The organism is Hymenobacter cavernae, from assembly GCF_014641455.1.
Taxonomy (GTDB): Bacteria; Bacteroidota; Bacteroidia; order Cytophagales; family Hymenobacteraceae; genus Hymenobacter; species Hymenobacter cavernae.
Genome location: NZ_BMHT01000003.1, coordinates 378,231 through 400,447, shown reverse-complemented (window position 1 = coordinate 400,447; position 22,217 = coordinate 378,231). Strand labels below are relative to the sequence as shown.

Here is a 22,217-nt window from a genome sequence, read left to right as displayed (position 1 = left end):
AAAGCAAAAAGCCCCTCGCCAGAGGGGCTTTTTGCTTAGTTCTTGTGCTATAAGGCGGGTTAGCTGTTGCTTCGCTTTAGAGCAAGCTACTTAAGTCGCGCACTCCTAAAGCACGTTCCGCCGTGAATCCCTCACCGAATTCCACTCCAATCAGATGGCCCATCTCGCGGGCACGGGCCTCCTGAAATTTAAGAAAATTAGCGCCGGAAATATGTGTTTGCGGCTCATTGCTGGTGCTGCTTGGGTCGTAAAACTGCGTACGGAAAGCCTGAATCGAAGCTAGTTTGGTTTCCCAGTATGGTGTAATATCCACGATGAAGTCGGGCGCGATATGCCGATCCTGAATGTAGTGGTACACCTGCTTAGGGCGCCACGCTTCTTGCGGCTGCCCATCAAAACCTAGGGTTTCGATCATACGCAAACCCGCCAGGAAGCAAGCCTCTGAAGCAAGCTGTGAGCCTCGGCCGTGGTCAGGATGACGGTCATGAACGGCATTGAGCAACACAATATCTGGCTGATAGCGACGCACAGCAGCAATAATCGGTAATTGATGCTCTCGGTCGTTGCGAAAGAAGCCGTCGGGCAAACCTAGGTTCTCACGAGCGTGCAGCCCTAGGATCTTGGCAGAAGCTGCTGCTTCTTCAGCCCGTATTTCGGGTGTGCCGCGCGTACCTAGCTCGCCCCGCGTCAGGTCCAAAATCCCGATTTTTTTGCCTTGCGCTGCCGCGCTCAGCAGCGTTCCTACGCAGCCTAGCTCCGCATCATCCGGATGAGAAGCAATAGCCAGAATATCAAGTTTCATTTTTGGTGCTTAGTGCTTGATGCCTAGTGCTTAGACCCAGGCACTAAGCACTAGGCATCAAGCACTAAGCACTATTTATTTAACTCGCAACGTGCGGCCGGGACGCAGGGTAGAGGTGCCCTTGTTCAGCTGCTTGAGCTTGCTAACCGATACGCCATACTTCTCCGCTATTTCCGAGAGCGTATCGCCGCTTCGGATGCGGTGACTTACGACGCGACGCGCAGCCGTAGCATGACCACCGGAGCTACGACTCGAAGACGCGCCTCGGCTGCGCAACGCTCGGCTATAGTAGTTAAATAGGGAAGCTGTAATCTGAAAGTTGTCTTTCCAGAGCTTATAATCCGGGAAGTCGTACATCTCCGCCGGATTGATTGGGTTGCCCTCGTAGCGCACTTCAAAGTGCAGGTGCGAGCCGGTGCTACGACCCGTGTTGCCGCCTAGGCCAATCACTTGGCCGGCCTTCACGAAGGTGCCCGGCGTCACGAGCGGCTTGCTCAAGTGGCCGTAGAGCGTCTCGATGCCATTGTAGTGCCGCACGAGCAGGTAGTTGCCATAGCCCGAACCGTCCCACTTCGAAATACGCACCACGCCATCGAAGGCAGCACGCACCGAATCGCCGGTCTCTAGGTCGAGGTCGGTGCCGTAGTGCCAGCGGTAGCCGCGAAAGCCAAACCCTGACGTAGTGGGGGTAGCGTTCAGGGGCATTTTGGCATAACGCTGCCGAGGTGGGTCCGTGAGATGCAAATTGAGCGTATCACGAATCCGGCGCCCATCCACTCGGTAGGGGTTGATGGTGTGCGTATCCCAAATGGCATAGTAGCCGGCAACCTTAATCCAAGAGCTATCAATGAGCACCTCATCCGACATCTCCACGATCTGCTGCCCGCCCTCATTGAGCGTCGTCGTGTCCTCGTTGACGATAGAGAGCTTCTTGGCCGGATTGAAGAAGATAGATTTAGCCGCGTCGGAGTTGTCGTCGGGTAGATCCTTCGTCTCAATCAGGATAGTCGTGTCGGGGCGTACGTAGCGGATGGAAGGCGACTTAATGCGGAAGAAATCGGAGCGCTTGCCTGCCGCGCCGGCTTTCGCCTTTGGTTCCGCAACTTTGCGGCGCTGAGCCTGCGCGTGTTGCGGCGCTAAGAACAGCCCCAACAGCAGCAAGAACAGCCCGTATTTCAACGAATCTAGCAAGGACAAATGATGTGAAATAGTGAAATGGTGAGATGGTGAAATAGAGAGATGGTGAGAAGTAAAAAGACAGCTCACTATTTCACCATCTCACCGTTTAGTGTTCGCCGAGAGCAGCCAGGTAGCGCTCCGCGTCTAGGGCAGCCATACAGCCCGTACCAGCCGCCGTTACAGCTTGGCGGTAGGTGTAGTCCTGCACGTCGCCGCAGGCGAATACGCCATCCACATTGGTCTTGGAAGAGCCGGGAATGGTTTTCAGATAACCCTGCTCATCGTGGTGCAGGTAAGGCTGGAAAATCTTGGAGTTTGGCTCGTGGCCGATGGCAACAAAGAAGCCTTGCACTGGTATTTCGCGGGTTTCGTGCGTGAGCGTGTTCTTCACCCGCACGGCTTCCACGGCGTGTTCACCTAGGATTTCATCCGTTACTGAGTTCCACAAAACCTCGATCCTAGGATTCTCCACTACGCGCTTTTGCATAATCTTCGAAGCCCGCATCTCGCCCTTGCGTACAATCATGTACACTTTCGAGCATAAGTTAGCCAGGTAAGTAGCCTCCTCCGCGGCCGTATCGCCGGCGCCCACGATGGCTACTTCTTGCCCACGGTAAAAGAACCCATCACACACGGCGCAGGCCGATACGCCCGAGCCATTCAGTCGCGCTTCCGACTCCAGGCCCAGCCACTTAGCCGATGCACCCGTCGCGATAATGACGGTATCTGCCGTGATTTCCTTGTTTTCGTCGATGGTTACTCTGTGCGGATGGCCCGAGAAGTCAACAGCCGTAGCCAGCCCGTAGCGAATGTCGGTGCCAAAGCGCTCTGCCTGCTTCTTCAGGTCTTCCATCATTTCCGGACCCATTACGCCGGTCGGGTAGCCTGGGAAGTTTTCAACGTCATTCGTTATGGTCAGCTGGCCGCCGGGTTGCAGGCCTTGGTACATAACGGGTTGCATGTTGGCACGGGCCGCGTAGATAGCGGCAGTGTAGCCGGCCGGTCCCGAACCAATAATCAGACACTTAATGTGTTCAGTGGTATTATCCATTTGCTTTGAAAAAGCAGCGTTTCTTAAATAAGTCTGCAAAGGTAAGCGCCAGCAGCTAGTGGCGTGGAACTCGATTTTGGCTGGAGCATAGCAGGAACTATGCCTTTACCAGCACCTGACGAACTGTCCGGAAAAGCTAGCTTGCCGTTCTGCAATAAAAAACCCCAACTGCTGGGCTGGGGTTTTCTAGAGTTGGATAAGTAATAAACTTACCCTAAGTATGGCTTCAGCGCTTTAGAGCGCGAGGTGTGCCGCAGACGACGGATGGCCTTCTCTTTGATCTGGCGCACTCGTTCGCGGGTCAGGTTGAACTTCTCGCCAATCTCTTCCAGCGTGAGCGAGTGCTCACCGTTCAGGCCGAAATAAAGCGTAATCACGTCGGCTTCCCGCTTGGTGAGCGTTGAAAGGGCACGCTGCACTTCCTTGCGAAGTGAGTCGTTCATCAGCCCCATGTCCGGCGATTCCTCATCCTCGTTTTCGAGCACGTCGAGCAGACGGTTTTCTTCACCTTGCACAAAAGGCGCATCCACTGATACGTGACGACCCGAAATTTTCAGCGTGTCAACTACTTCTGAAGTCGTCAGCTCCAGCACTTCGGCAATTTCTTCGGGCGAGGGCTCCCGCTCAAATTTTTGCTCCAGCTCGGAGAAGGACTTTGAAATTTTATTCAGTGAACCAACGCGGTTCAACGGCAGACGCACGATACGCGACTGTTCGGCTAGAGCTTGCAGAATAGACTGGCGAATCCACCAAACGGCATAAGAAATGAACTTAAAGCCGCGGGTCTCATCAAAACGCTTCGCGGCTTTGATCAGGCCTAGGTTGCCCTCATTGATCAAGTCGCCTAGCGAGAGGCCTTGGTTCTGGTACTGCTTGGCTACCGACACGACAAAGCGGAGGTTAGCTTTGGTAAGCTTTTCCAGGGCCTGTTGGTCGCCTTCTTTAATGCGCTGCGCCAGCGTTACCTCCTCGTCGGGGGTGAGCAGGTCTACCTTGCCAATCTCCTGGAGGTATTTATCCAGCGACTGGCTTTCGCGGTTGGTGATCTGCTTGCTAATTTTAAGCTGTCTCATTGCGGGCGCGAAAGAATTGTAATTCTGTAAAAGTTAAACATTTTGGGCAATCTTTTAGTGGGTGCCAGCTAGTTGAGGTCAACGCGCCGACACCCACTAAAGTTCGCCTATTGAAACCTAGGCTGCACCGTTTTCGGCGGCAGTGCGCTCCGGTTTCGGGAGCAGCGCTTTGCGCGAGAGGCGGTATTTGCCGGTTTTCTTGTCAATATCAAGCAGCTTTACGTCAATCTCCTGACCGACTTCGAGCACGCCCTCCAGGCTGTTGAGGCGCTCGTGGCCGACTTCGGAAATGTGCAGCAAGCCATCCTTGCCAGGCATTATTTCTACGAAAGCACCGTACGGTTGGATGCTGCGAACCTTGCCTTTGTAGGTTTCGCCTACTTCCGGCTGGGCGGCAATAGCCCGGATACGGCCAATTGCCGCTTCCATATCAGGCTGGTTCGAGGCAAAAATGCTCACATGGCCTTTCTCATCTTTTTCCTCGATGATAACGGTCGCATTCGTGTCCTTCTGGATCTGCTGAATCACCTTGCCACCAGGTCCGATTACGGCACCGATGTACTCTTTGTCAATCAGCATCTTGTGCGAGCGAGGCGTATGCGGCTTCAGGTCAGCAGCCGGAGCGCTGATGGTCTTGGCCATTTCACCCAGGATATGCAGACGGCCAGCGCGTGCCTGGTGCAGCGCCTTGGTCAGGATATCAAACGACAGGTTCTGGATTTTAATGTCCATTTGGCAAGCGGTAATACCTTTTTCGGTACCCGTCACCTTGAAGTCCATGTCACCTAGGTGGTCCTCGTCGCCGAGAATGTCGCTTAGGACGGCGTACTCCTTGGTATCCTTGTCCTGCACCAGACCCATGGCAATACCAGCCACCGCTGATTTTACCTTGATGCCAGCATCCATCAGCGCCAGCGAACCAGCGCATACCGTAGCCATCGAGCTAGAGCCGTTCGACTCCAGAATGTCCGACACGATGCGGATGGTGTAGGGGTTTTCTTCCTCAGCAGGCAGCACCTTCTTCAACGAACGCAAGGCTAGGTTGCCGTGCCCAATTTCCCGGCGACCAGGGCCGCGGCTAGGCTTCACCTCACCGGTCGAGAAGGCCGGGAAGTTATAGTGCAGCATGAACTTGCTGTAGCCCGAGAACATAGCCGAGTCGATGATCTGCTCATCAAGCTTGGTACCTAGGGTTACGGTAGTCAACGACTGCGTTTCGCCACGGGTAAACACGGCCGAACCGTGCGCACCGGGCAGGTAGTTTACTTCGCTCCAAATTGGGCGAATCTCTTCAAGCTGACGACCATCGAGGCGCACGCGCTCCTTGATCATCATGTCGCGAATAGCCTTCTTCTCAGCTGAGCCATAATAGCGGCTGAACATTTTCATGTCCAGCTCAGGCTGCTCGGCTAGCAATGTTTCCAGGAAAGCTTTCTTAACCTCACCGAAGCCTTTCTTCCGACCTTCTTTGTTGGCGTTTCCAGAGCGCGCTACCTCGTAGGCCTGCTGGTAAACACCTTCCTGAATGCGCTGCTTCAGTTCTTCGTTTTCGTCGTATTTGGGATACTCGCGCTTCACAGCGGCTTTCTCCACTGCCGTGGCAAGTTCTCCCTGCACGCGGATCTGATCTTTGATGGCTTCGTGACCGGCGGCAATGGCTGCCACCATTTCCTCTTCGCTCACTTCACTCATCTCGCCTTCCACCATGGCTACCGAATCCATCGTAGCACCTACGATGAGGTCGATATCAGCGCGGGCGATGTCAGCGGTTTTAGGGTTAATCTGGAGCTTGCCATCGATACGGGCAACCCGTACCTCCGAAATCGGACCAGCAAATGGAATATCAGATATGGAAAGAGCAGCCGAGGCGGCTAGGGCAGCCAGCGCATCAGGCTGTACGTCTTTGTCAGCCGAAATAAGGCTGATCATCACCTGTACTTCGTAGTGATAATCTTTCGGGAACATAGGCCGCAGAATACGGTCAACCAGACGCGACACGAGAATCTCGTAGTCGGAGAGGCGGCCTTCGCGGCGCTGAAACGAACCTGGGATCTTACCGGCAGAGCCGAATTTTTCTTGATAGTCTACCGATAGCGGCAGAAAATCTACGCCCTCGCGCTGACTGGGCTGCGAAACCACCGTGGCCAGCAGCATCGCGTCGCCGAGCCGCACAACCACCGAGCCATCGGCTTGCTTGGCTAGCTTGCCGGTTTCGAGGGTGATAGTCCGGCCGTCGGGCAGGGCAATAGATTTGGTAATAGCGTTGTAATTGGGCATCGTATCAGTTTGCTTAAGAAAGCGACAGCGGGCGAGCAGCCAAAAAAGCGGGGCCAGGCAGCTCCGCTTTACTCTAGGTACTTCTGAGGGTAGAACAACAGAACCAGTCAAAAAGGTGACGGATCTGCATAAAAAAAGAGTAGGGAACCCTCGGTGAGGGCTCCCTACTCCAACGGGTGGACATTACTTACGGATGCCCAACTCCTTGATAATCGCGCGGTAGCGGTTGATTTCGCGGTGCTGCAGGTAGTCCAGCAGACGACGACGCTTACCAACAAGCTTGAGCAGGCCCAGGCGCGTCGAGAAGTCCTTCTTGTTCACCTTCAGGTGCTCAGTCAGGTGATTGATGCGGTGGGTGAACAGCGCAATTTGTGATTCGGCCGAACCAGTATCGGTTGCGGTTTTAGCAAGGCTGCTCTTCTCGAAAATAGCCTGTTTTGCTTCGGTAGTGAGTTTCATCGGCAGATAGGTCTCCCCGTCTTGGATTTAAGCGTTAAAAAAATACACCCCGCGTTTCGGAGTGGGCGCAAAGGTAAGAAAAATTCAGGGTTCATTTAACATTTGCCAATTAACATTTATCAGTACTTGATCATCCAATACCTAGGTTGGTAGTGCAGTGATAACTGTTAAATGTTAATTGGTAAATGTTAAATGAAAAAATCACCCGCGTTGGTAGCCGCGGAAAGGCCAGCGGATCTTGGCGGGCAGGCGGCGCCAGAAGTCAACTTCGAGCAGGCCAGAATCGTGGCGGGCCTGGTTGAGGAAGAACAAGCCAATGGGCAACAGGATGATGTCGGCCATCCACATACCTAGGCCTACCGGAATGATGCCTTCGCGGCCTTGCTTCTCGCCAATGATGGAGATGACGTAGTAGATAATAAAGAACAGAATGGCGATGAGCAGGGGCACTCCTATGCCGCCTTTCTTAATAATAGCCCCGAGCGGCGCACCGATCAGGAACATAACCAAAATAGCCGCCGACTGGGTGTATTTGCGGAATATCTCGATGCGGAAGCCGCTGGCATCTTTACCTAGGTTGCTGAGCTGCTCGCCGGTAGTGCCCACAAAAGAGCGGACGTTGCGCGCGCGGTTGGCCGCTTGCTGCACAATGCCGACCTGTACCGCTGGCAAGCGGGTAAGCGGCACTTGCAGCTTCTCCGTGCGACGATTAGCGGCTTGCCCGGTGGTGTCGAGCCGCAGGTAGCTGTAGTAGGGGTTAAGCTGCTGAAATAAGCTACGGCGCTGCAACGCCAAACGATTGTGCACCGAGTCGGCCGCTTTTACCAGCTGCGGGATGTTCTTCATCATGCGATTCTCGGCGAAAAGATCCTCCTTGGTACGGTTGAGGTCGAAGGAAGCCAGCGAGAACGTAATCATGTTGCGGGAGAAAGCCTGCCGGATAAAGCTGGCCCCTGATCGGTCGCGGGCATCGGGCTGCTCCACGAAGGTCTGGCCGCGAAACAGCTCCAAACCTAGGTATTGCCCCCCGAAGCGCGTGAACATGCGCCCCGAATCGGCCAGAATCATGGTTGAGTTGCCGCGGCCGTTGGTGTGATCATAAATCATGACACCCATCAGGATGTCCCCATTTTCTCCCAGCTTCTGATTAACCTTAATCGTGTAACCCGGAATGCCATTGTAGAACACGCCAGGGCGAATATCCAAGGCTAGCTTCTGCTGCCGCACATCCCAGAGCAGGCTGTACGCACCTAGGTTCGCTTTCGGCACGATGGTGTCGTTGAACCAAAAAGCGAAGCCCGACAGGAACAAGCTCACAATCATCACCGGCCGCAGAATTCGGGTCAGCGAAATGCCGGAGGTCTTAATGGCCGTCAGCTCGTGGTGCTCGCCCAGCTGACCATATGTCATCAGAGAGGAAAGCAGCACGGCCAGCGGCAGCGAAATCGGCACCATCAGCACGCTGAAGAAAAACAGCAGCTGCCCAATAACGCCAATACCTAGGTCTTTGCCGACTAGGTCATCGAGGTACTTGAGCATGTACTGGGTGAGCAGAATAAACTGCACCACCGCAAACGTGAGGAAAAACGGACCCGCGAAGGCCTTTAAGATCAGCTTATCGAGTTTTTTCATTGGAGTCGGACATACCGGACCTGTAGACTGCGCTTTGCAAAGCGCAAACGTCAAACGAAGGTACGGCGCGTTTCGCTCCTAGCTACTCGCAATTTTTAGCGAAAGCTAGCCGCCAACCAGCTCCCGGAGCTGCTGCACAAGGCCATCCCACATCTCCTGTAGCTCCACCTCATCAGTTTCCTCTGAATAGTCGAGCACGCGCAGGTAGACTTCCTGCGTCAGCTGCGATTCTTCAATAGTGAAATCGAGGTAATTGGCGTCGGGTGCGTGGCGTTTGTTCTGGTCCAGAAACACGTAGCGAACTGAGCGGTTGGTGCGATGCGAGTTCAGCTCGGCAAAGTGCGGCTGGTTGTCCCAGATAAAGTTGTAGCGATGATCTTCATCAATGCGAACATCCTGGCAAAACCACTGCGCAAGACCAGAAGGCGAGGCTAGGTAGGGATATAAGATCTTCGGTGACGCATTGACCGGGTATTCCACCATGAAACGGTGTTTCGTACGAGTTGCAGAGAGCGGCATAGAGCAGGCAAAATAGGTGTCGGACCAGCGGAATAGGAGGGTACTGGCTGCAACCAATATACAAATCTTTTTTTTCTGTAACACTTGCGTCAGGTCAAATCTTGTGCCTACCTTTGCGCCACCAAAAAACGGCGGGGTAGCTCAGTTGGTTAGAGCACAGGATTCATAACCCTGAGGTCACGAGTTCAACTCTCGTCCCCGCTACAGTAAAAAGGCCTTCCTAACCAAGGAAGGCCTTTTTTGCTTTTCAAGAGAATTTTTTAGGATTCAGATGTTGCTTGCTTTCCTCTAGTTTAGGATAACCAAGTGTTACCGCTAAGAATGCCTGCTGTTGCTGGAGCAAGCATCCTAGCTTACAGCCAAAGAGCCAAGCGAAGAGGAGAAAACCTGTTTCACTCAGAGGCTAGAGAGCCTCTGGTAATAAGGGGGGTAGACCTAGCTAATCGTGCACGCTGAAAAAAGGGCACAAAATTGCTTGTCAAGGGCAACGCTATTCTACTTGCCCTGTTTGCTATGCTCAAGCGCTTTACTTTCTTATTTTTCCTTTTCTCGTCTGCGCAAGGCTATGCGCAATTGGTATCATCGCGCGCCCTGCCGAACTTGGTAAGTGCTACCAACCTGGCCTTGCCAGCTACGGTTCCGCAGCAAGTTGCGCATCCGGAACCCATACCCGTCAAAGAACTCACGGGCTCCGTGGCCAAGCTTGATGAACAGCGCGGCTTTCAAAACGCCACTCTGGACCAGGAGCTTGCCTCGTTTCAGGACTTGATCAGTGAGCCTTGCAGCACTACTGAAGGGGCAGACGTTAGTTGCTACACCCGCAGCACAGATGTCTTGGCCCTAGGCACGGCGAGGCTGGAGAAAATTCAATACACGTTTTATAAAAAGTCGTTAGCGGCTATTATCGTGACGCTTAAGGGCGCCAAGAACATTGCTGCGTTCCGCCAAGTGTTGGAAGAAACTTACGGCCCGGGCACACCATCGCCCGAAAGTTTGCAGGAAGTAGAATGGAGTGGCGAGCGGGTGCATATGGCTTATAACGTGCTCAGGGGAGAGACGAAGCAGGAGCCGATTCTGCGGTTGGTGCTGCGCAGCAAAGCGCAAATGGCCCGTTACCAAGCCGACCAAGTGGCAGTCAGGCGCGCAACCCCGCAGACGGACACTGGAGATCTGTAAACAGCTGACGGCCGGCCCAGCTGAAAGCAAGACCAAAGGGATGCGGAATGAACGCTTGGCCTGCATCTACGCTGGTATTCGGGGGCCGAGTTTAGTGGCGTCACCCGGCGGGTTTGGAACGGCCTGGTCAAAGCTGCTGACCTAGGCTGCCTCTATGCTGTTTGCCATCGTTGGGCCGAGATGTCAAAACCTTGTCAATCAAGAAAGAAGAGACCTAAACTGATCAGGAGTTAAGGTGAGTACTATATCTTATCGCAGTATATCAAGCGAGGGAGCGTTATGGAAATGCAGCAACGGATCTAAATCTTTCAGGGACCGGTGAAAGTGGCACTGGGGAGTGCCCCCGGTGTCGCGGTAGACAGCGTAGCGCTGAACAAGCTGCTGGAGCCCTGGCAAGGCATGCACTGGCGCGTTTCCAGCGTGAGCACGCAGATTGTCGCCTACGAAGCACCCGGCGGGCGGCCTGTCCTCGGGGGAACTGATGCGAAGCGCTGCACGGCCTTTGTCTCGGTGTTGATGTATCACACGCCTACTTCATAACCAAAGGATTATCTCCCTATCTACCTGGGTTTACCGGCTGAGTTGGGAAACAGAAAAGGCCTCCCTGATCCGGGAAGGCCTTTTCTGTGTTGTAATGCTGGTTACTTAACTGAGGCGTTGATAATGGGCTTGCGCCTGAGCAGTACGCCGTGAGTGCTACCTAGGTCGCCGTGAGGTTCGCGCTAGCGGCTGCCAAGTCGGTTGCGTCGCCAGGCGGAAGTCGGAGCACCATCGGTTTGGGTAGTGGCGGTGGCTTGTGGCTTCTTGGTTTCCAGCAGCATCGCCGTGAAAACGGCCGCCAGTTTGGCGGTTTCTTCATCCGGCGCCGAACCTAGGTCGGCGGGCGTGAAATGGTCGCGGATGAAGTTCGTGTCGAAGTTGCCGCTCACGAAGGCGGGGTGTTGCAGTACAAAGCGTCCGAAGGGCAGCGTGGTCTGGATGCCGGTAATCTGGTACTCCTCAATGGCGCGCAGCATGCGGGCAATGGCCTCGGTGCGGTCCTGGCCGAAGGTGACGAGCTTGGCAATCATCGGGTCGTAGTAGATCGGGATATCCATGCCTTGCTCAAAGCCGTCGTCGACGCGCACGCCAGGGCCTTGCGGGCGCACGTAGGTCGTGAGCGTGCCGATGTCGGGCAGGAAGTTGTTGGCGGGATCTTCCGCGTACACGCGCAACTCTAGTGCGTGCCCCTGAATCGTAAGATCCTCCTGACCAAAGCTGAGCGGCTGACCCTGAGCGACCTTAATCTGCTCCTTTACCAGATCCAGGCCCGTAATCTGCTCCGTGACGGGGTGCTCCACCTGAAGACGCGTATTCATCTCCAGGAAGTAGAAGCTGTGGTTTTCGTCGAGGAGAAACTCCACCGTTCCAGCACCCGTGTAGTCGCAGGCGCGCGCTACATCCACGGCGCACTGACCCATGGCGGCGCGCAGCTCCGGTGTGAGCACCGACGAGGGAGCTTCCTCAATCACTTTCTGGTGGCGACGCTGAATCGAGCACTCGCGCTCAAACAAGTGTAGAATCGTACCGTGCTCATCACCGAGCACCTGAATCTCGATGTGGCGCGGCGAACCGATGTATTTCTCAATAAACACGGAGCCGTCGCCGAAGGCGCTGGTCGCTTCCGACACGGCGAGCTGCATTTGCTCCTCAAACTCGCCTTCCGAGTTTACCACGCGCATGCCTTTGCCGCCCCCGCCGGCGGAGGCTTTAATAAGGATAGGAAAGCCAACTTCCCGCGCGATTCGCTTGGCTTCCTCCACGTCCGAAATAGCATCTTCGGTGCCGGGCACCATCGGGATGCCGTATTTCGACACGGCTTGCTTGGCAGCTAGCTTCGAGCCCATCAGCTCCATGGCCTCGGGCGAAGGGCCAACGAAGATGAGGCCGGCCTCACGCACCTGGCGGGCAAAATTCGCATTCTCTGACAGAAAACCGTAGCCGGGGTGAATGGCATCGACCCCTAAGCGGCGGCACACCTCAATGATCTTGTCGCCGCGCAGGTAGCTTTCAGCGGAAGCGGGCGGACCCACGCACACGGCCTCGTCGGCGTAGCGGACGTGCAGGGCGTGGCGGTCGGCCTCGCTGTAGATGGCCACGGTTTGCAGGCCCATTTCGCGGGCCGAGCGCAGCACACGCAGCGCGATTTCGCCACGGTTGGCAACCAGCAGCTTTTTTATTTCTTTCATGGGTGGAAATCAGCTAGGCAGTAGAGCGCAAATATGCGTACTTGTTAGAAAGAAAAAGCTCGTCGCCGAAATTGGGTAGTCGTAGAACCATCCCAATCACCACCTGTTTCAAAATAGAAGTACAGGCCATTTTCATCGACCTAGCCCACTGGCGGCAGCTTGGACGGCAGGCTGCAGGCGGCTACCTTTGTGCCTTTTCCATAACTTTGGAGAAGCTTCGGCATAACTTTACCGTTGCTGGGGCGGTTAGAAGCTTTATGGTCTAACCAGTTTTTCACACTCACATTTAATTTGTTCCTCCGTGGATCTTTTTGACAAGATTGCCTCCAACCGCGGCCCGCTGGGCAGCCACTCGCACTACGCGCACGGCTATTTTACCTTTCCCAAGCTGGAAGGTGAAATTAAGCCCCGCATGATTTTCCGCGGTAAAGAGGTGCTCACCTGGAGCCTGAATAATTACCTAGGTCTGGCAAATCACCCGGAAGTGCGTAAGGCCGACGTAGAAGGCGCGGCCCAATACGGTATGGCGCTTCCTATGGGTGCCCGCATCATGAGCGGCAACTCCAACCTGCACGAGCAACTGGAGAATGAATTGGCTGATTTCGTGAAGAAGCCGGACTGCCTGTTGCTCAACTTCGGGTATCAAGGTGTCGTTTCGATTATCGATGCCATTGTGAATCGCCATGATGTAATTGTGTACGATGCTGAGTCGCACGCCTGCATCATCGACGGCGTACGGCTGCACGCGGGCAAGCGCTTCGTGTACCCACACAACGATATGGAGAAGCTGGAAACCCAGCTCCAGCGCGCTACCCGCATGACCAACGAAACCGGCGGCGGTATTCTGGTGATTACGGAGGGCGTGTTTGGCATGTCGGGCAACATGGGCAAGCTCAAAGATATCGTTGCGCTGAAGGAGAAGTATCAGTTCCGTTTGTTCGTGGATGATGCCCACGGTTTCGGCACAATGGGCGCTACCGGCGCCGGAACGGGCGAAGAACAAGGCGCACAGGACGGCATCGACCTCTATTTTTCGACGTTTGCGAAGTCGATGGCGAGCATTGGTGCCTTCGTAGCAGGCCCTGAGAACGTAATTGAATATTTGCGTTACAATATGCGTAGCCAGATTTTTGCCAAGTCGCTGCCCATGCCATTGGTGGTAGGAGCGCTGAAGCGCCTGGAACTGCTGCGCACCCAGCCCGAGTTGAAAGACAACCTTTGGACCGTCGTACGAGCCTTACAGAGCGGTTTGAGGGAAAAAGGCTTCAACATCGGCACTACCGAATCGCCGGTAACGCCCGTGTTTTTGAACGGTGAAATCCCCGATGCAACCCAAATAACCTTCGATTTGCGTGAAAATCACGGTATTTTCTGCTCTATCGTGGTCTATCCGGTGGTTCCGAAAGGAGTTATTATGCTGCGCCTCATCCCGACGGCTTCGCACACGCTGGAAGACGTACGGGAGACAATCACTGCCTTTGAGGCCATTGCCGCCAAGCTCGACAAGGGCCTGTATTCCAAGAATCAGGTAAGCGTTTAGTGCCTTAGCGAGGCACAACGGGTACTTAATTACAAACGCCAGCAGCCTTTCAGGTTGCTGGCGTTTTTGTATTATTTCCTTTATTGTGCAAACGGCAACCTAGGTGTAAGCTGAACACTAGAGGTATAAAATCGCCCCTGGGAGGCTAGATAGGGGCTTTTAAAAAAAAAGCGAACAGTTGCTTGTATTTGAAATCCCTGTATATTAGGCCCCGACAAAAGCATTGTTTCACACCCAACAACCTCCCACTAATGAACAATTTTGGTAAACTCAAAGACCTGGTGATGTCACTGGAAGGCGACTTCGAGAAGTTCTACGACAAGCAGAACTCGGCCGCCGGTACCCGTGTGCGCAAGGGAATGCAGGAGTTGAAGAATATGGCTCAGCAGATTCGCGCTGAAGTGCAGGATATGAAGAACAGCGGTGGCGAAGAAGCTCCTGCTGCGAAAGCTGCTCCGGCCGCTAAGAAAGCTGCTCCGGCTGCCGCCAAGAAAGCTCCTGCCGCCAAGAAAAAGTAAGTCTGAACCACGAATTCGACGGATTTTCCGGATTCCGCGGATTTTGTGGACGATAAGCAGTAAGGAAAAAGCCTCTCCGTATAGAGAGGCTTTTTTGGTTTTGTATTTTCAGCTAGCAAGTGGATGCGCTAGGTTTGTCAGGCTAGGTTAGCTCAACCAAGTAGTAATCTTTGCGCCCTTTCTTGACGACCAGGTATTTGTTGTGTAGCAGTGGCAAATCCGTTATCAGCGCTTCCGGCGAGGTGAGCTTGTCGCCGTTAATACCCAAGCCATTGGCTTTGATAAGCTTGCGAACTTCGCCCCGTGAGGGCAGAATCTGCTGGCTGGTGGCTTCGCTGAGCAGCACCGATATATTCAGGTCAGACGTTTCAGCGCGGGATACGCGCAGGTGCGGCAGGCCGGCAAAGGCATCAAGTAAGGTGCTTTCACTAAGTGTCGTAAGGTCGCCCCCCTTGCCGAAAAGCACTTCCGATGCCGCTACGGCGTCTTCGTAGGCTTCGGCGGAGTGCACGCGGGTGGTTACATCTTTCGCCAACGCCTTTTGAAGCACGCGCAGGTGCGGCGCCTGGGTGTGCTCAGCTTCCAGCGCTTCAATTTCCTCTTGGCTGAGCAGCGTAAACACCCGGATGAGGCGGGGTACGTCGGCGTCGGCGGCGTTCAGGAAGAACTGGTAGAACTGGTAGGGCGAGGTCATGGTGGGGTCGAGCCACACGGTGCCGGTTTCGCTCTTGCCGTATTTGGTGCCGTCGGCTTTGGTGATGAGCTGGCCAGTGAGGGCGTAGGCTTTGCCTTCGCCGTTGGTGAGGCGGCGGATCAGCTCGGTGCCGGTCGTGATGTTGCCCCACTGGTCGCTGGCGCCCATTTGCAGGGTGCAACCTAGGTTCTGGTAGAGGTGAAAGAAGTCGTAGCCTTGCAGCAGCTGGTAGCTGAACTCGGTGTAGCTGATGCCCTCGGCGCCGGTGTCTTCGTTGCCGCCGATGCGGCGCTTTACCGATTCTTTCGACATCATGTAGTTCACCGTGAGGTGTTTGCCTACATCGCGCAGAAATTGCAGGAAGCCGAACTCCTTGAACCAGTCGTAGTTGTTGACGATGCGTGCGCCCGTCGGCGAGTCGTTGAACTCGATGAACTTCTCCAGCTGCTTGCGGATGCCGTCCTGATTGGCGCGCAGCGTGGTTTCGTCGAGCAGGTTGCGCTCGGCCGATTTGCCAGAGGGGTCACCGATCATGCCGGTGGCGCCACCTACCAGGGCCACGGGCCGGTGGCCGGCGCGCTGCAAGTGTACCAGCAGCATGATGGTAGCTAGGTTGCCGATGTGCAGGGAGGGCGCCGTCGGGTCGAAGCCGATGTAGCCTGTAATCGGCTGATTAGCTGTCAGGTGCTCGGCCGTGCCGGGCATCATATCATGAAACATTCCGCGCCAGCGGAGCTCGTCAAGTAAATTCACAGAGAGTAACTGAGTAGCTGAGTAACTGAGTAGCTAGGCTTTCACCGAACTTTTTCTGGTAGCAAAGGTAAAGGCTGCGCTGATACCTTTGCGTATAAGAGTAGGGATGCTCTATTCGGCACCTTACTCAGTTACTCAGCTAGTCCGTTACGCTCTTGAATCTTTCCGCCGACGATATTCTGCAACAGCTGCGCCAGCGGCAATTTGCGCCCGTGTACTTCCTGCAAGGGGAGGAGCCGTACTACATTGATTTGATTACCAATACGATTGAGCAAACCGTGCTGCCCGAGCACGAGCGGGGCTTCAACCAGGTCGTGCTCTACGGGAAGGACACCGACGTGGCGACCATCCTAGGTCAGGCGCGGCGTTTTCCGATGATGGCCGAGCGTTCGGTAGTCATCGTGAAGGAAGCACAGGGCGTGGCCGATCTGGAAAGTGAGAAGGCATGGCCATTCCTGGAAGCGTACCTGAAGAACCCACTGGCGAGTACCGTACTCGTGTTTGGCTACAAGAACAAGACGCTGGACGCCCGTAAAAAGCTAGGTAAGCTCTTGACGGATAAGGCTGTGGTGCTCACCAGCAAGAAGATCTACGATAACCAGGTGCCCGCCTGGCTCACGAGCTACGTGCGCAGCCGGCAGCAGCAGATTACCGGGCAGGCCGTGGCCATGCTCGCCGAATACATCGGCCCCGACCTAGGTCGGCTGACGAACGAAGTGGACAAGCTGCTGCTCAACCTCAAGCCCGGCCAGCCTATCGACGAGGACCTGGTGCAGCGTCTGGTAGGCATCAGTAAGGAGTACAACATCTTCGAGCTGCAACGCGCCCTGGTGCAGCGCGACGTGCTGAAAGCCAACCGCATCCTGCTGTATTTTGAGGCCAACCCCAAGGCCAATCCGCTGATTCCGAACCTGACGTTGCTCTTCGGTTTCTTCACGAAGCTACTGGTGCTGCACCAGAACGCCAACCCTTCTGATGCCGATTACAAGAAGCTAGGTATCATGAACAGCTTCGCTCAAAAGGACTACCAGCTGGCCCTGCGCAACTACAGCGCCGAGCGTACCCGCGACATTATCCACCTCATTCGCCGCGCCGACTTGCAGAGCAAAGGCATCGAAAGTGGCTCGATGACGGAAGGCGAGATCTTGCGGGAGCTGGTGTTCCTGATTCTGCACCCGGTGCCGCTGAGCGCCGTAGCTTGAGCCGGCAAAGAGCAACTATCCTAAAAAGCCCGTTTTGCAGAGCAAGACAGGCTTTTTTGTGTGCTATGAAAAACTAAGAAGCTGCCGTTGGGGAGGGAAGACGCTGGTGATATAACTGTTCCTTCTCACATGAATATGTGATTGACGGTCAGGTTGTAAGCGGGTAATTTGTGTTGTGGGTAATGACATGATCTGCTCGCTGATTAGCACTAGCCTTATGAAAGGAGAAAGCAACCAACAGATTAAGGACAACAGCAAAGCGGGGCAACCGCGACAGACCCCTACAAGAGCATGGCTCGGTTGATCGAGGCCCAGAGCTTGCCCGCTCTGCCCGAGCAAATCACGCTCAGCGTGGGCGATTTGCTGATATTCCAGGCCAGCGGGGGCCGTGTGCAGCTCGGAGCCGAAGCTGTAGAGTTGCTGGGGGCTTTTGTACCTAGCCTGCTGCACGAGAGCGGGAGTGTGCTGGCACCAATGGGAGCCCCCAACAACGTGCTGTTTCGCGCACTTAGCGCTGGTAGAGCCTCCATCGATGTAATAATTGGTGACCCGTGGTATGGCTCGACAAGCAAGACGATACGTGTGCTGGTGGAGACATGAGCAATGATCATTTATTAAATCTGAGTGGCCTAAGTATCGCTTTCTTAGTTAGAGTAATTGCAAGAGAAAATAGGCTTATAAATGGCTGTAGAGCTGTTTTGCTACCTTCTTTTCGGGGTTTAAGATGGGTGTTTACAGGAGGAAATTTGGAATAAATAGCAACCTGCCGGTTTTCTGACAACAACAGCGGCTCGATTTGTGTGGAAGTGCTCTTGTCATAGAGCGTTAAGTAGATTCGTGAAAGAGTAACTAACTCTATTTAGCCTGTCTGGCTCTTTAAACCCCCTTGGTATGGTACTTTAAAAAGAATATTGTAAAATACGTATGATAATACGAAGATAACTATTGTAAATATAGTAGATATTATACATTTGCATCATCAATTTTTGCTATTGCCTCAGTTGCTGGCTACTAAAGTGCTTACCGGGAAGGGAGCATTGCTCGACTGAAAGAAGACACAAGAGCTTGATTTGATACCTTTTTCTATCTGTTTCTTGCTATTGCTACCGCCATGTTTGCTGCCATTACCGCTACTTGCCGTCCGATCAGTTGGGGTACTAGATTTTCCTGCGTTGTGCGAGCTGGTATGGTGAGCGTCTTGGTGAGTGGGACAGTGCAGGCGCAAACGCTATTGGTAGCAAGCCTCGAACCTGCCCACAACGTCGTCGCGGCGCCGTGCAACACGCCCGTAGCAGTGCGTTTTGAGCAGGTATTAAATGATGGCTCCGCCACTCAGCAAGCGCTAAAAGTTTTTGGAACGCAAGCCGGTGGCAAAAGAACCGGTACGACCGCCGTGCGTGGCAGCATGCTCCGCTTCACGCCGAACGTGAGCTTCAAACCCGGCGAGACTGTGCTGGCCACCATTACCACGGCCGCGCAGAGCAGCAGCGGGCAGCATCTGGTGAGGCCTCAGGTATTTCAGTTTACGGCCGCAGCCGGCCTGGGCCCCGGCACCTTCAGCGGCCACCAGGAAGTAGCGCTGCCCGGCACGCTCCGCAGCCTGACCCTAGGTGACGTAGATGCGGATGGGGATCTAGACCTGCTGACGGCCAACCCCAGCGCTAATGCAGTGAGTGTACGCCTGAACAATGGTCGTGGTAGTTTCGGCGGCACGCAGGAAGTAGCCGTGGGTAACCAGCCGGGAAGCATCGTGCTGGCCGACGTAGACGCGGACGGCGACCTGGATCTGTTGACGGCAAATTACGGCCTGCGCCTGCCGCTGCCCGGCAGCGTGAGCGTGCGTCTGAACGATGGCAACGGCAATTTTAGCGGCGGCTCGGAGGTAGCAACAACGGCCAACATCACCCAATTAACCCTCGGCGATGTGGACGGCGACGGTGATCTGGATCTGCTCGCGGCCAGCAATAGTAGCATCAACGGCACCGTAACCGTACACCTGAATAATGGCAAGGGCAACTTCAGCACGGGCCGGGAAGTAGCGGGTCCGGCGAATGACCTAGCCTTAGGCGACGTCGACAACGACGGCGACCTGGATCTGCTGCTGCCCCGCGGCAATGCGGTGAGCGTGCTACTCAACAAGGGGCAGGGTAGCTTCGCAAGCGGCCAAATGGTGGAAGTGGGGGCCACTGCTACGGGAGTTGCGCTGGGGGACCTTGATGCGGATGGCGACCTGGACCTGCTCACGAGCAACAACCCCAACAACTTCGGTGGTACGGTGAGCGTGCGCCTGAACAATGGCGTCGGCGTTTTCAGCGGCGCGCAGGAAGTGGTGGTAGGAGCGGGGCCTCGTGTAAAGCTAGGGGATGTAGATGGGGACGGCGACCTGGATCTGCTCACGGCAAACTACGAAACAGGGGCCGGCTGCACCACGAGCGTGCGCTTGAACAATGGGCTAGGTTCCTTCAGTGGGTCGCAGGAAGTAGCTGTTGGGGTAGGTGCCCTCGACCTAGGTCTGGGTGATTTGGATGGGGACGGCGACCTGGACCTGGCTACCGCTAACAGCGGCAGCAACTCCGTGAGCGTACGTTTGAACCAAAACCTGCCTGCCCCGACGCTTACCAGCGTGGCGCCCACGGCCGCACCAGTCGGGAGTAGCGTCAGCATTACCGGTACGTATTTCACGGCGGCGAGCAACGTCACGTTCAACGGCGTTGCGGCTACTACGGTTGTTGTACATTCCGCCAGCCAACTGACCGCCGTTGTGCCCGCCGGTGCTATCACCGGCACGGTGCGGGTGACGAATTCTACGGGACCCAGCAATGGCCTGCCGTTTACGGTGAGCCTTTCCGGTACGCCAACCGCGCCTGCCCGCAATGCCCTCGCCGCCGCCCGTACTACGCCAGTGACGATGACGTTCACGCAGCGGCTGAGCAGCCAACCTGCTACCCGTACGGCCTTCAGTGTGTTCAGTCAGCAGGCCGGCGGGCGGAAAACAGGCTCCACAACTATCAGCAACAGCACCCTGACCTTTGCCGCCACCAGTGGTTTCAAGGCTGGCGAAACTGTTTTTGCAACTCTGACGGCGGCCGCCCAGACTGTGAACGATACGCCAGTGGCTCCGCAGGTTTTTCAGTTTACGACGGCCACGGTACCTAGCTCCGGCCGCTTCAGCCCTGGCTCCGAAGTAGCGGTCAGCACGAATGCCACAGGCGCAGCCACGGGCGACGTGGATGGGGACGGTGACCTGGATCTGCTCATTGCCGAAGGGCAGAATAACGTAGTAAGTGTACGCCTGAATGACGGCGCCGGCCGCTTCAGCGGCAGTCAGCAGGTGCCCGTTGGCAACTACCCGAGCAGCGTGACCCTGGGCGACGTGGATAGCGACGGCGACCTAGACCTGCTGACCACCAACTACGCCGGCGGTACCGTGAGCGTGTGTTTGAACGATGGCAGCGGCTCCTTCCGCAGCACCGGGCAGGCTGTGTATGTCCGGGATAACCTAACGGCTCTTGCTTTGGGTGATGTGGACGGCGACGCAGATCTGGACTTGCTGGTGGCCAATGGGGCCAGCTCCAACGTAGCTAGTACGATAAGTGTGCTGCTGAACGACGGTCGCGGCCTGTTCAGCCGAAAGCAGGATGTAGCCGTTGGGTACTTCCCCGCCAGCCTCGCCACTGGCGACATTGATGGCGACGGTGACCTGGATTTGCTCGTGGCTAACCAAGTCAGCAATACCGTGAGCGTGCGCCTGAACAATGGCACCGGCAGCTTCGTCGGTACTCAGGAGCTAGCCGAAAACATGCCTTTCAGCGTGAAGCTAGGTGACATCGACGGCGACGGTGACCTAGACCTGCTCACGGCGACCATCCAGGACGGCCGCGTGAGCGTGCGGCGAAACAATGGTCTGGGGAATTTCGAGGAAAGGGAGGCCGTGACCGTAGGAGCGTACCCTAACAGCTTGGCTGTAGGTGACATCGACGGCGACGGCGACCTGGACCTGCTCACGGCCAACGGCAGCAGCAGCCTCGTGAGCGTGCGCCTGAACAACGGCAGCGGCAGTTTCGGCAGTACCCAGGAAGTAGCCGTGAATAACAAAGCCCAGAGCGTGATGCTCGGCGACCTAGATGGTAACGGCACGCTCGACTTCGTGGCCGCCAGCTATGAAGGCAAAGCGGTGAGCGTGCGTATGAACCAGCTGCAAGAGCAGATATTAGGCAGTGTATCAGCTACTTCAGCAGCGCTGGCTACGCAGGTAAGTCTGTACCCCAACCCCGCGCACGCCAGCGTCCGCCTGCTCGTGCCCGCCGAAATGGCGCAGCAAGGCTTGCAAGTGCGCGTATTCAATATCCTAGGTCAACTGGTACTGGAGCAGCACTGGACGGCCCAACAAGCTGCCAACGAACCCGCCCTAACCCTGGCCGGAGTAGCCCAGGGTACTTACAATGTTTGCCTAAGCACAACCCGAGGGCTGCTGACCAAACGCCTGATTGTAGAATAACCAGATGAGCTGGTCTGCCTTATGCGGGGCAAAGGAGAAGTGATAACCCCTGAGCTAAGTAGCAGAACGTAAGCGCCTGAGACAAATTCATGACAAGCGGCCGGGCCGCACCCCACCTCGCAGAGCTTGCCTCCGCGGGCAAAGGTGCGGCCCGGCCGCTTGCCTGTTTATACGCACCAAGACGGCACTGGCTAGCTCGCGAAAACGACTCAATTAAACAGTTCGGCCCTGATGGATTAAAGTACTCCTAGGTCCCGTCAATAAACCTCATTTCCAATTCGCCAAGGCAATTGCAAAGGTTTGCGCCGGGACAAAAAAAGTGCTCGGAAAGTTCCGGTATTCTTTGAAAAGGCAGGCAGGGTTAAGTAAATAAAACTTCCTTCATACGGGGTGGCTGTTGGAAAGGTTGTGACTATTTCCGGAGGAGATTAGAGGAGTTGATTGCACGAGTATGGGAAAGTGCAAAATCACATTGTACTGAATTCAGGAGCTCATTCATTTTTCTAAATATAGGACAAGCACAAGAGTGTAACCAAGGTAAGATTGCCCCGTATAGGCGCCCCGTTTTTTGGGCCTGTTTATCTATGATTATTGTATTTTTTCATTGCATATAACT

Annotated in this window: 16 protein-coding genes, 1 tRNA gene and 1 pseudogene; 8 read left to right on the top strand and 10 right to left on the bottom strand. The window is 55.2% G+C overall.

Going from position 1 to position 22,217, the window contains the following annotated elements:
• Positions 1-76 precede the first annotated feature (76 nt).
• The 8 genes from bshB1 to IEX74_RS09900 form a co-directional block, all read right to left on the bottom strand.
• Complete coding sequence (bshB1, locus tag IEX74_RS09935; RefSeq protein ID WP_188813621.1) at positions 77-802, bottom strand: bacillithiol biosynthesis deacetylase BshB1; 726 nt, start codon at positions 800-802, stop codon at positions 77-79.
• A 75-nt stretch (positions 803-877) separates the two neighbouring features.
• Positions 878-1,999, bottom strand: a complete 1,122-nt coding sequence (locus IEX74_RS23440) for a peptidoglycan DD-metalloendopeptidase family protein (RefSeq protein ID WP_308421117.1) — start codon at positions 1,997-1,999, stop codon at positions 878-880.
• Between the two features lie 88 nt (positions 2,000-2,087).
• Positions 2,088-3,032, bottom strand: a complete 945-nt coding sequence (gene trxB / locus IEX74_RS09925; RefSeq protein WP_188813619.1) for a thioredoxin-disulfide reductase — start codon at positions 3,030-3,032, stop codon at positions 2,088-2,090.
• A 209-nt stretch (positions 3,033-3,241) separates the two neighbouring features.
• Positions 3,242-4,105: a sigma-70 family RNA polymerase sigma factor gene (locus tag IEX74_RS09920; protein WP_044513580.1), complete on the bottom strand. Its 864-nt coding sequence runs from the start codon at positions 4,103-4,105 to the stop codon at positions 3,242-3,244.
• Positions 4,106-4,222: 117 nt separating this feature from the next.
• On the bottom strand, positions 4,223-6,382 hold the full coding sequence (gene pnp, locus IEX74_RS09915; protein ID WP_188813617.1) for a polyribonucleotide nucleotidyltransferase: 2,160 nt from the start codon (positions 6,380-6,382) through the stop codon (positions 4,223-4,225).
• Between the two features lie 183 nt (positions 6,383-6,565).
• Positions 6,566-6,841 carry a 30S ribosomal protein S15 gene (gene rpsO, locus IEX74_RS09910; RefSeq protein ID WP_188813615.1) on the bottom strand — a complete coding sequence of 92 codons (276 nt, stop codon included), beginning with the start codon at positions 6,839-6,841 and terminating at the stop codon, positions 6,566-6,568.
• 201 nt (positions 6,842-7,042) lie between these two features.
• The gene (locus IEX74_RS09905) at positions 7,043-8,473 is read right to left on the bottom strand and encodes an LptF/LptG family permease (protein ID WP_188813613.1); all 1,431 of its coding nucleotides are present in this window, start codon (positions 8,471-8,473) and stop codon (positions 7,043-7,045) included.
• Positions 8,474-8,578: 105 nt separating this feature from the next.
• Complete coding sequence (locus IEX74_RS09900) at positions 8,579-8,992, bottom strand: START-like domain-containing protein (RefSeq protein WP_188813611.1); 414 nt, start codon at positions 8,990-8,992, stop codon at positions 8,579-8,581.
• Between the two features lie 130 nt (positions 8,993-9,122).
• On the opposite strand from IEX74_RS09900, the gene IEX74_RS09895 reads away from it, so the two are divergent.
• The 3 genes from IEX74_RS09895 (at position 9,123) to IEX74_RS09885 (ending at position 10,708) form a co-directional block, all read left to right on the top strand.
• A tRNA-Met gene (locus tag IEX74_RS09895) sits at positions 9,123-9,196 on the top strand.
• A 309-nt stretch (positions 9,197-9,505) separates the two neighbouring features.
• On the top strand, positions 9,506-10,168 hold the full coding sequence (locus tag IEX74_RS09890) for a hypothetical protein (protein ID WP_188813609.1): 663 nt from the start codon (positions 9,506-9,508) through the stop codon (positions 10,166-10,168).
• 318 nt (positions 10,169-10,486) lie between these two features.
• Positions 10,487-10,708, top strand: a complete 222-nt coding sequence (locus tag IEX74_RS09885; protein ID WP_188813607.1) for a hypothetical protein — start codon at positions 10,487-10,489, stop codon at positions 10,706-10,708.
• A gap of 182 nt (positions 10,709-10,890) precedes the next feature.
• Here the strand turns inward: IEX74_RS09885 and accC are convergent, their stop codons facing one another.
• Positions 10,891-12,396, bottom strand: coding sequence for an acetyl-CoA carboxylase biotin carboxylase subunit (gene accC, locus IEX74_RS09880; protein WP_188813605.1), 1,506 nt, complete (start codon positions 12,394-12,396; stop codon positions 10,891-10,893).
• A gap of 301 nt (positions 12,397-12,697) precedes the next feature.
• Between accC and IEX74_RS09875 the strand changes: the two genes are divergently transcribed.
• Together IEX74_RS09875 and IEX74_RS23435 are read left to right on the top strand one after the other, a co-directional pair.
• Positions 12,698-13,936, top strand: coding sequence for an aminotransferase class I/II-fold pyridoxal phosphate-dependent enzyme (locus tag IEX74_RS09875; RefSeq protein WP_188813603.1), 1,239 nt, complete (start codon positions 12,698-12,700; stop codon positions 13,934-13,936).
• 251 nt (positions 13,937-14,187) lie between these two features.
• Positions 14,188-14,361 (top strand): annotated as a pseudogene (locus tag IEX74_RS23435) (BF3379 family histone-like protein); the annotation flags it as partial.
• 235 nt (positions 14,362-14,596) lie between these two features.
• Here IEX74_RS23435 and tyrS read toward each other — a convergent pair.
• A complete protein-coding gene (tyrS, locus tag IEX74_RS09865; RefSeq protein WP_188813599.1) occupies positions 14,597-15,901 on the bottom strand; it encodes a tyrosine--tRNA ligase in 1,305 nt (434 codons plus the stop codon).
• Between the two features lie 155 nt (positions 15,902-16,056).
• Between tyrS and holA the strand changes: the two genes are divergently transcribed.
• The 3 genes from holA (at position 16,057) to IEX74_RS09850 (ending at position 21,601) form a co-directional block, all read left to right on the top strand.
• The gene (gene holA / locus IEX74_RS09860; RefSeq protein WP_188813597.1) at positions 16,057-17,103 is read left to right on the top strand and encodes a DNA polymerase III subunit delta; all 1,047 of its coding nucleotides are present in this window, start codon (positions 16,057-16,059) and stop codon (positions 17,101-17,103) included.
• Between the two features lie 291 nt (positions 17,104-17,394).
• Positions 17,395-17,703, top strand: a complete 309-nt coding sequence (locus IEX74_RS09855) for a hypothetical protein (RefSeq protein WP_188813595.1) — start codon at positions 17,395-17,397, stop codon at positions 17,701-17,703.
• Between the two features lie 511 nt (positions 17,704-18,214).
• Entirely contained in the window at positions 18,215-21,601 is a 3,387-nt protein-coding gene (locus tag IEX74_RS09850) for an FG-GAP-like repeat-containing protein (protein ID WP_188813593.1), read from the top strand.
• Positions 21,602-22,217 lie beyond the last annotated feature (616 nt).

What these genes read in the sequence shown, in the direction of transcription:
- IEX74_RS09850 (WP_188813593.1), top strand. Translation starts at nt 18,215, where the DNA reads ATGTTTGCTGCCATTACCGCTACTTGCCGTCCGATCAGTTGGGGTACT.
- IEX74_RS09890 (WP_188813609.1), top strand. Translation starts at nt 9,506, where the DNA reads ATGCTCAAGCGCTTTACTTTCTTATTTTTCCTTTTCTCGTCTGCGCAA.
- trxB (WP_188813619.1), bottom strand. Translation starts at nt 3,032, where the DNA reads ATGGATAATACCACTGAACACATTAAGTGTCTGATTATTGGTTCGGGA.
- bshB1 (WP_188813621.1), bottom strand. Translation starts at nt 802, where the DNA reads ATGAAACTTGATATTCTGGCTATTGCTTCTCATCCGGATGATGCGGAG.
- IEX74_RS09920 (WP_044513580.1), bottom strand. Translation starts at nt 4,105, where the DNA reads ATGAGACAGCTTAAAATTAGCAAGCAGATCACCAACCGCGAAAGCCAG.
- accC (WP_188813605.1), bottom strand. Translation starts at nt 12,396, where the DNA reads ATGAAAGAAATAAAAAAGCTGCTGGTTGCCAACCGTGGCGAAATCGCG.
- IEX74_RS09855 (WP_188813595.1), top strand. Translation starts at nt 17,395, where the DNA reads ATGGCTCGGTTGATCGAGGCCCAGAGCTTGCCCGCTCTGCCCGAGCAA.
- IEX74_RS09905 (WP_188813613.1), bottom strand. Translation starts at nt 8,473, where the DNA reads ATGAAAAAACTCGATAAGCTGATCTTAAAGGCCTTCGCGGGTCCGTTT.
- pnp (WP_188813617.1), bottom strand. Translation starts at nt 6,382, where the DNA reads ATGCCCAATTACAACGCTATTACCAAATCTATTGCCCTGCCCGACGGC.
- rpsO (WP_188813615.1), bottom strand. Translation starts at nt 6,841, where the DNA reads ATGAAACTCACTACCGAAGCAAAACAGGCTATTTTCGAGAAGAGCAGC.
- IEX74_RS09900 (WP_188813611.1), bottom strand. Translation starts at nt 8,992, where the DNA reads ATGCCGCTCTCTGCAACTCGTACGAAACACCGTTTCATGGTGGAATAC.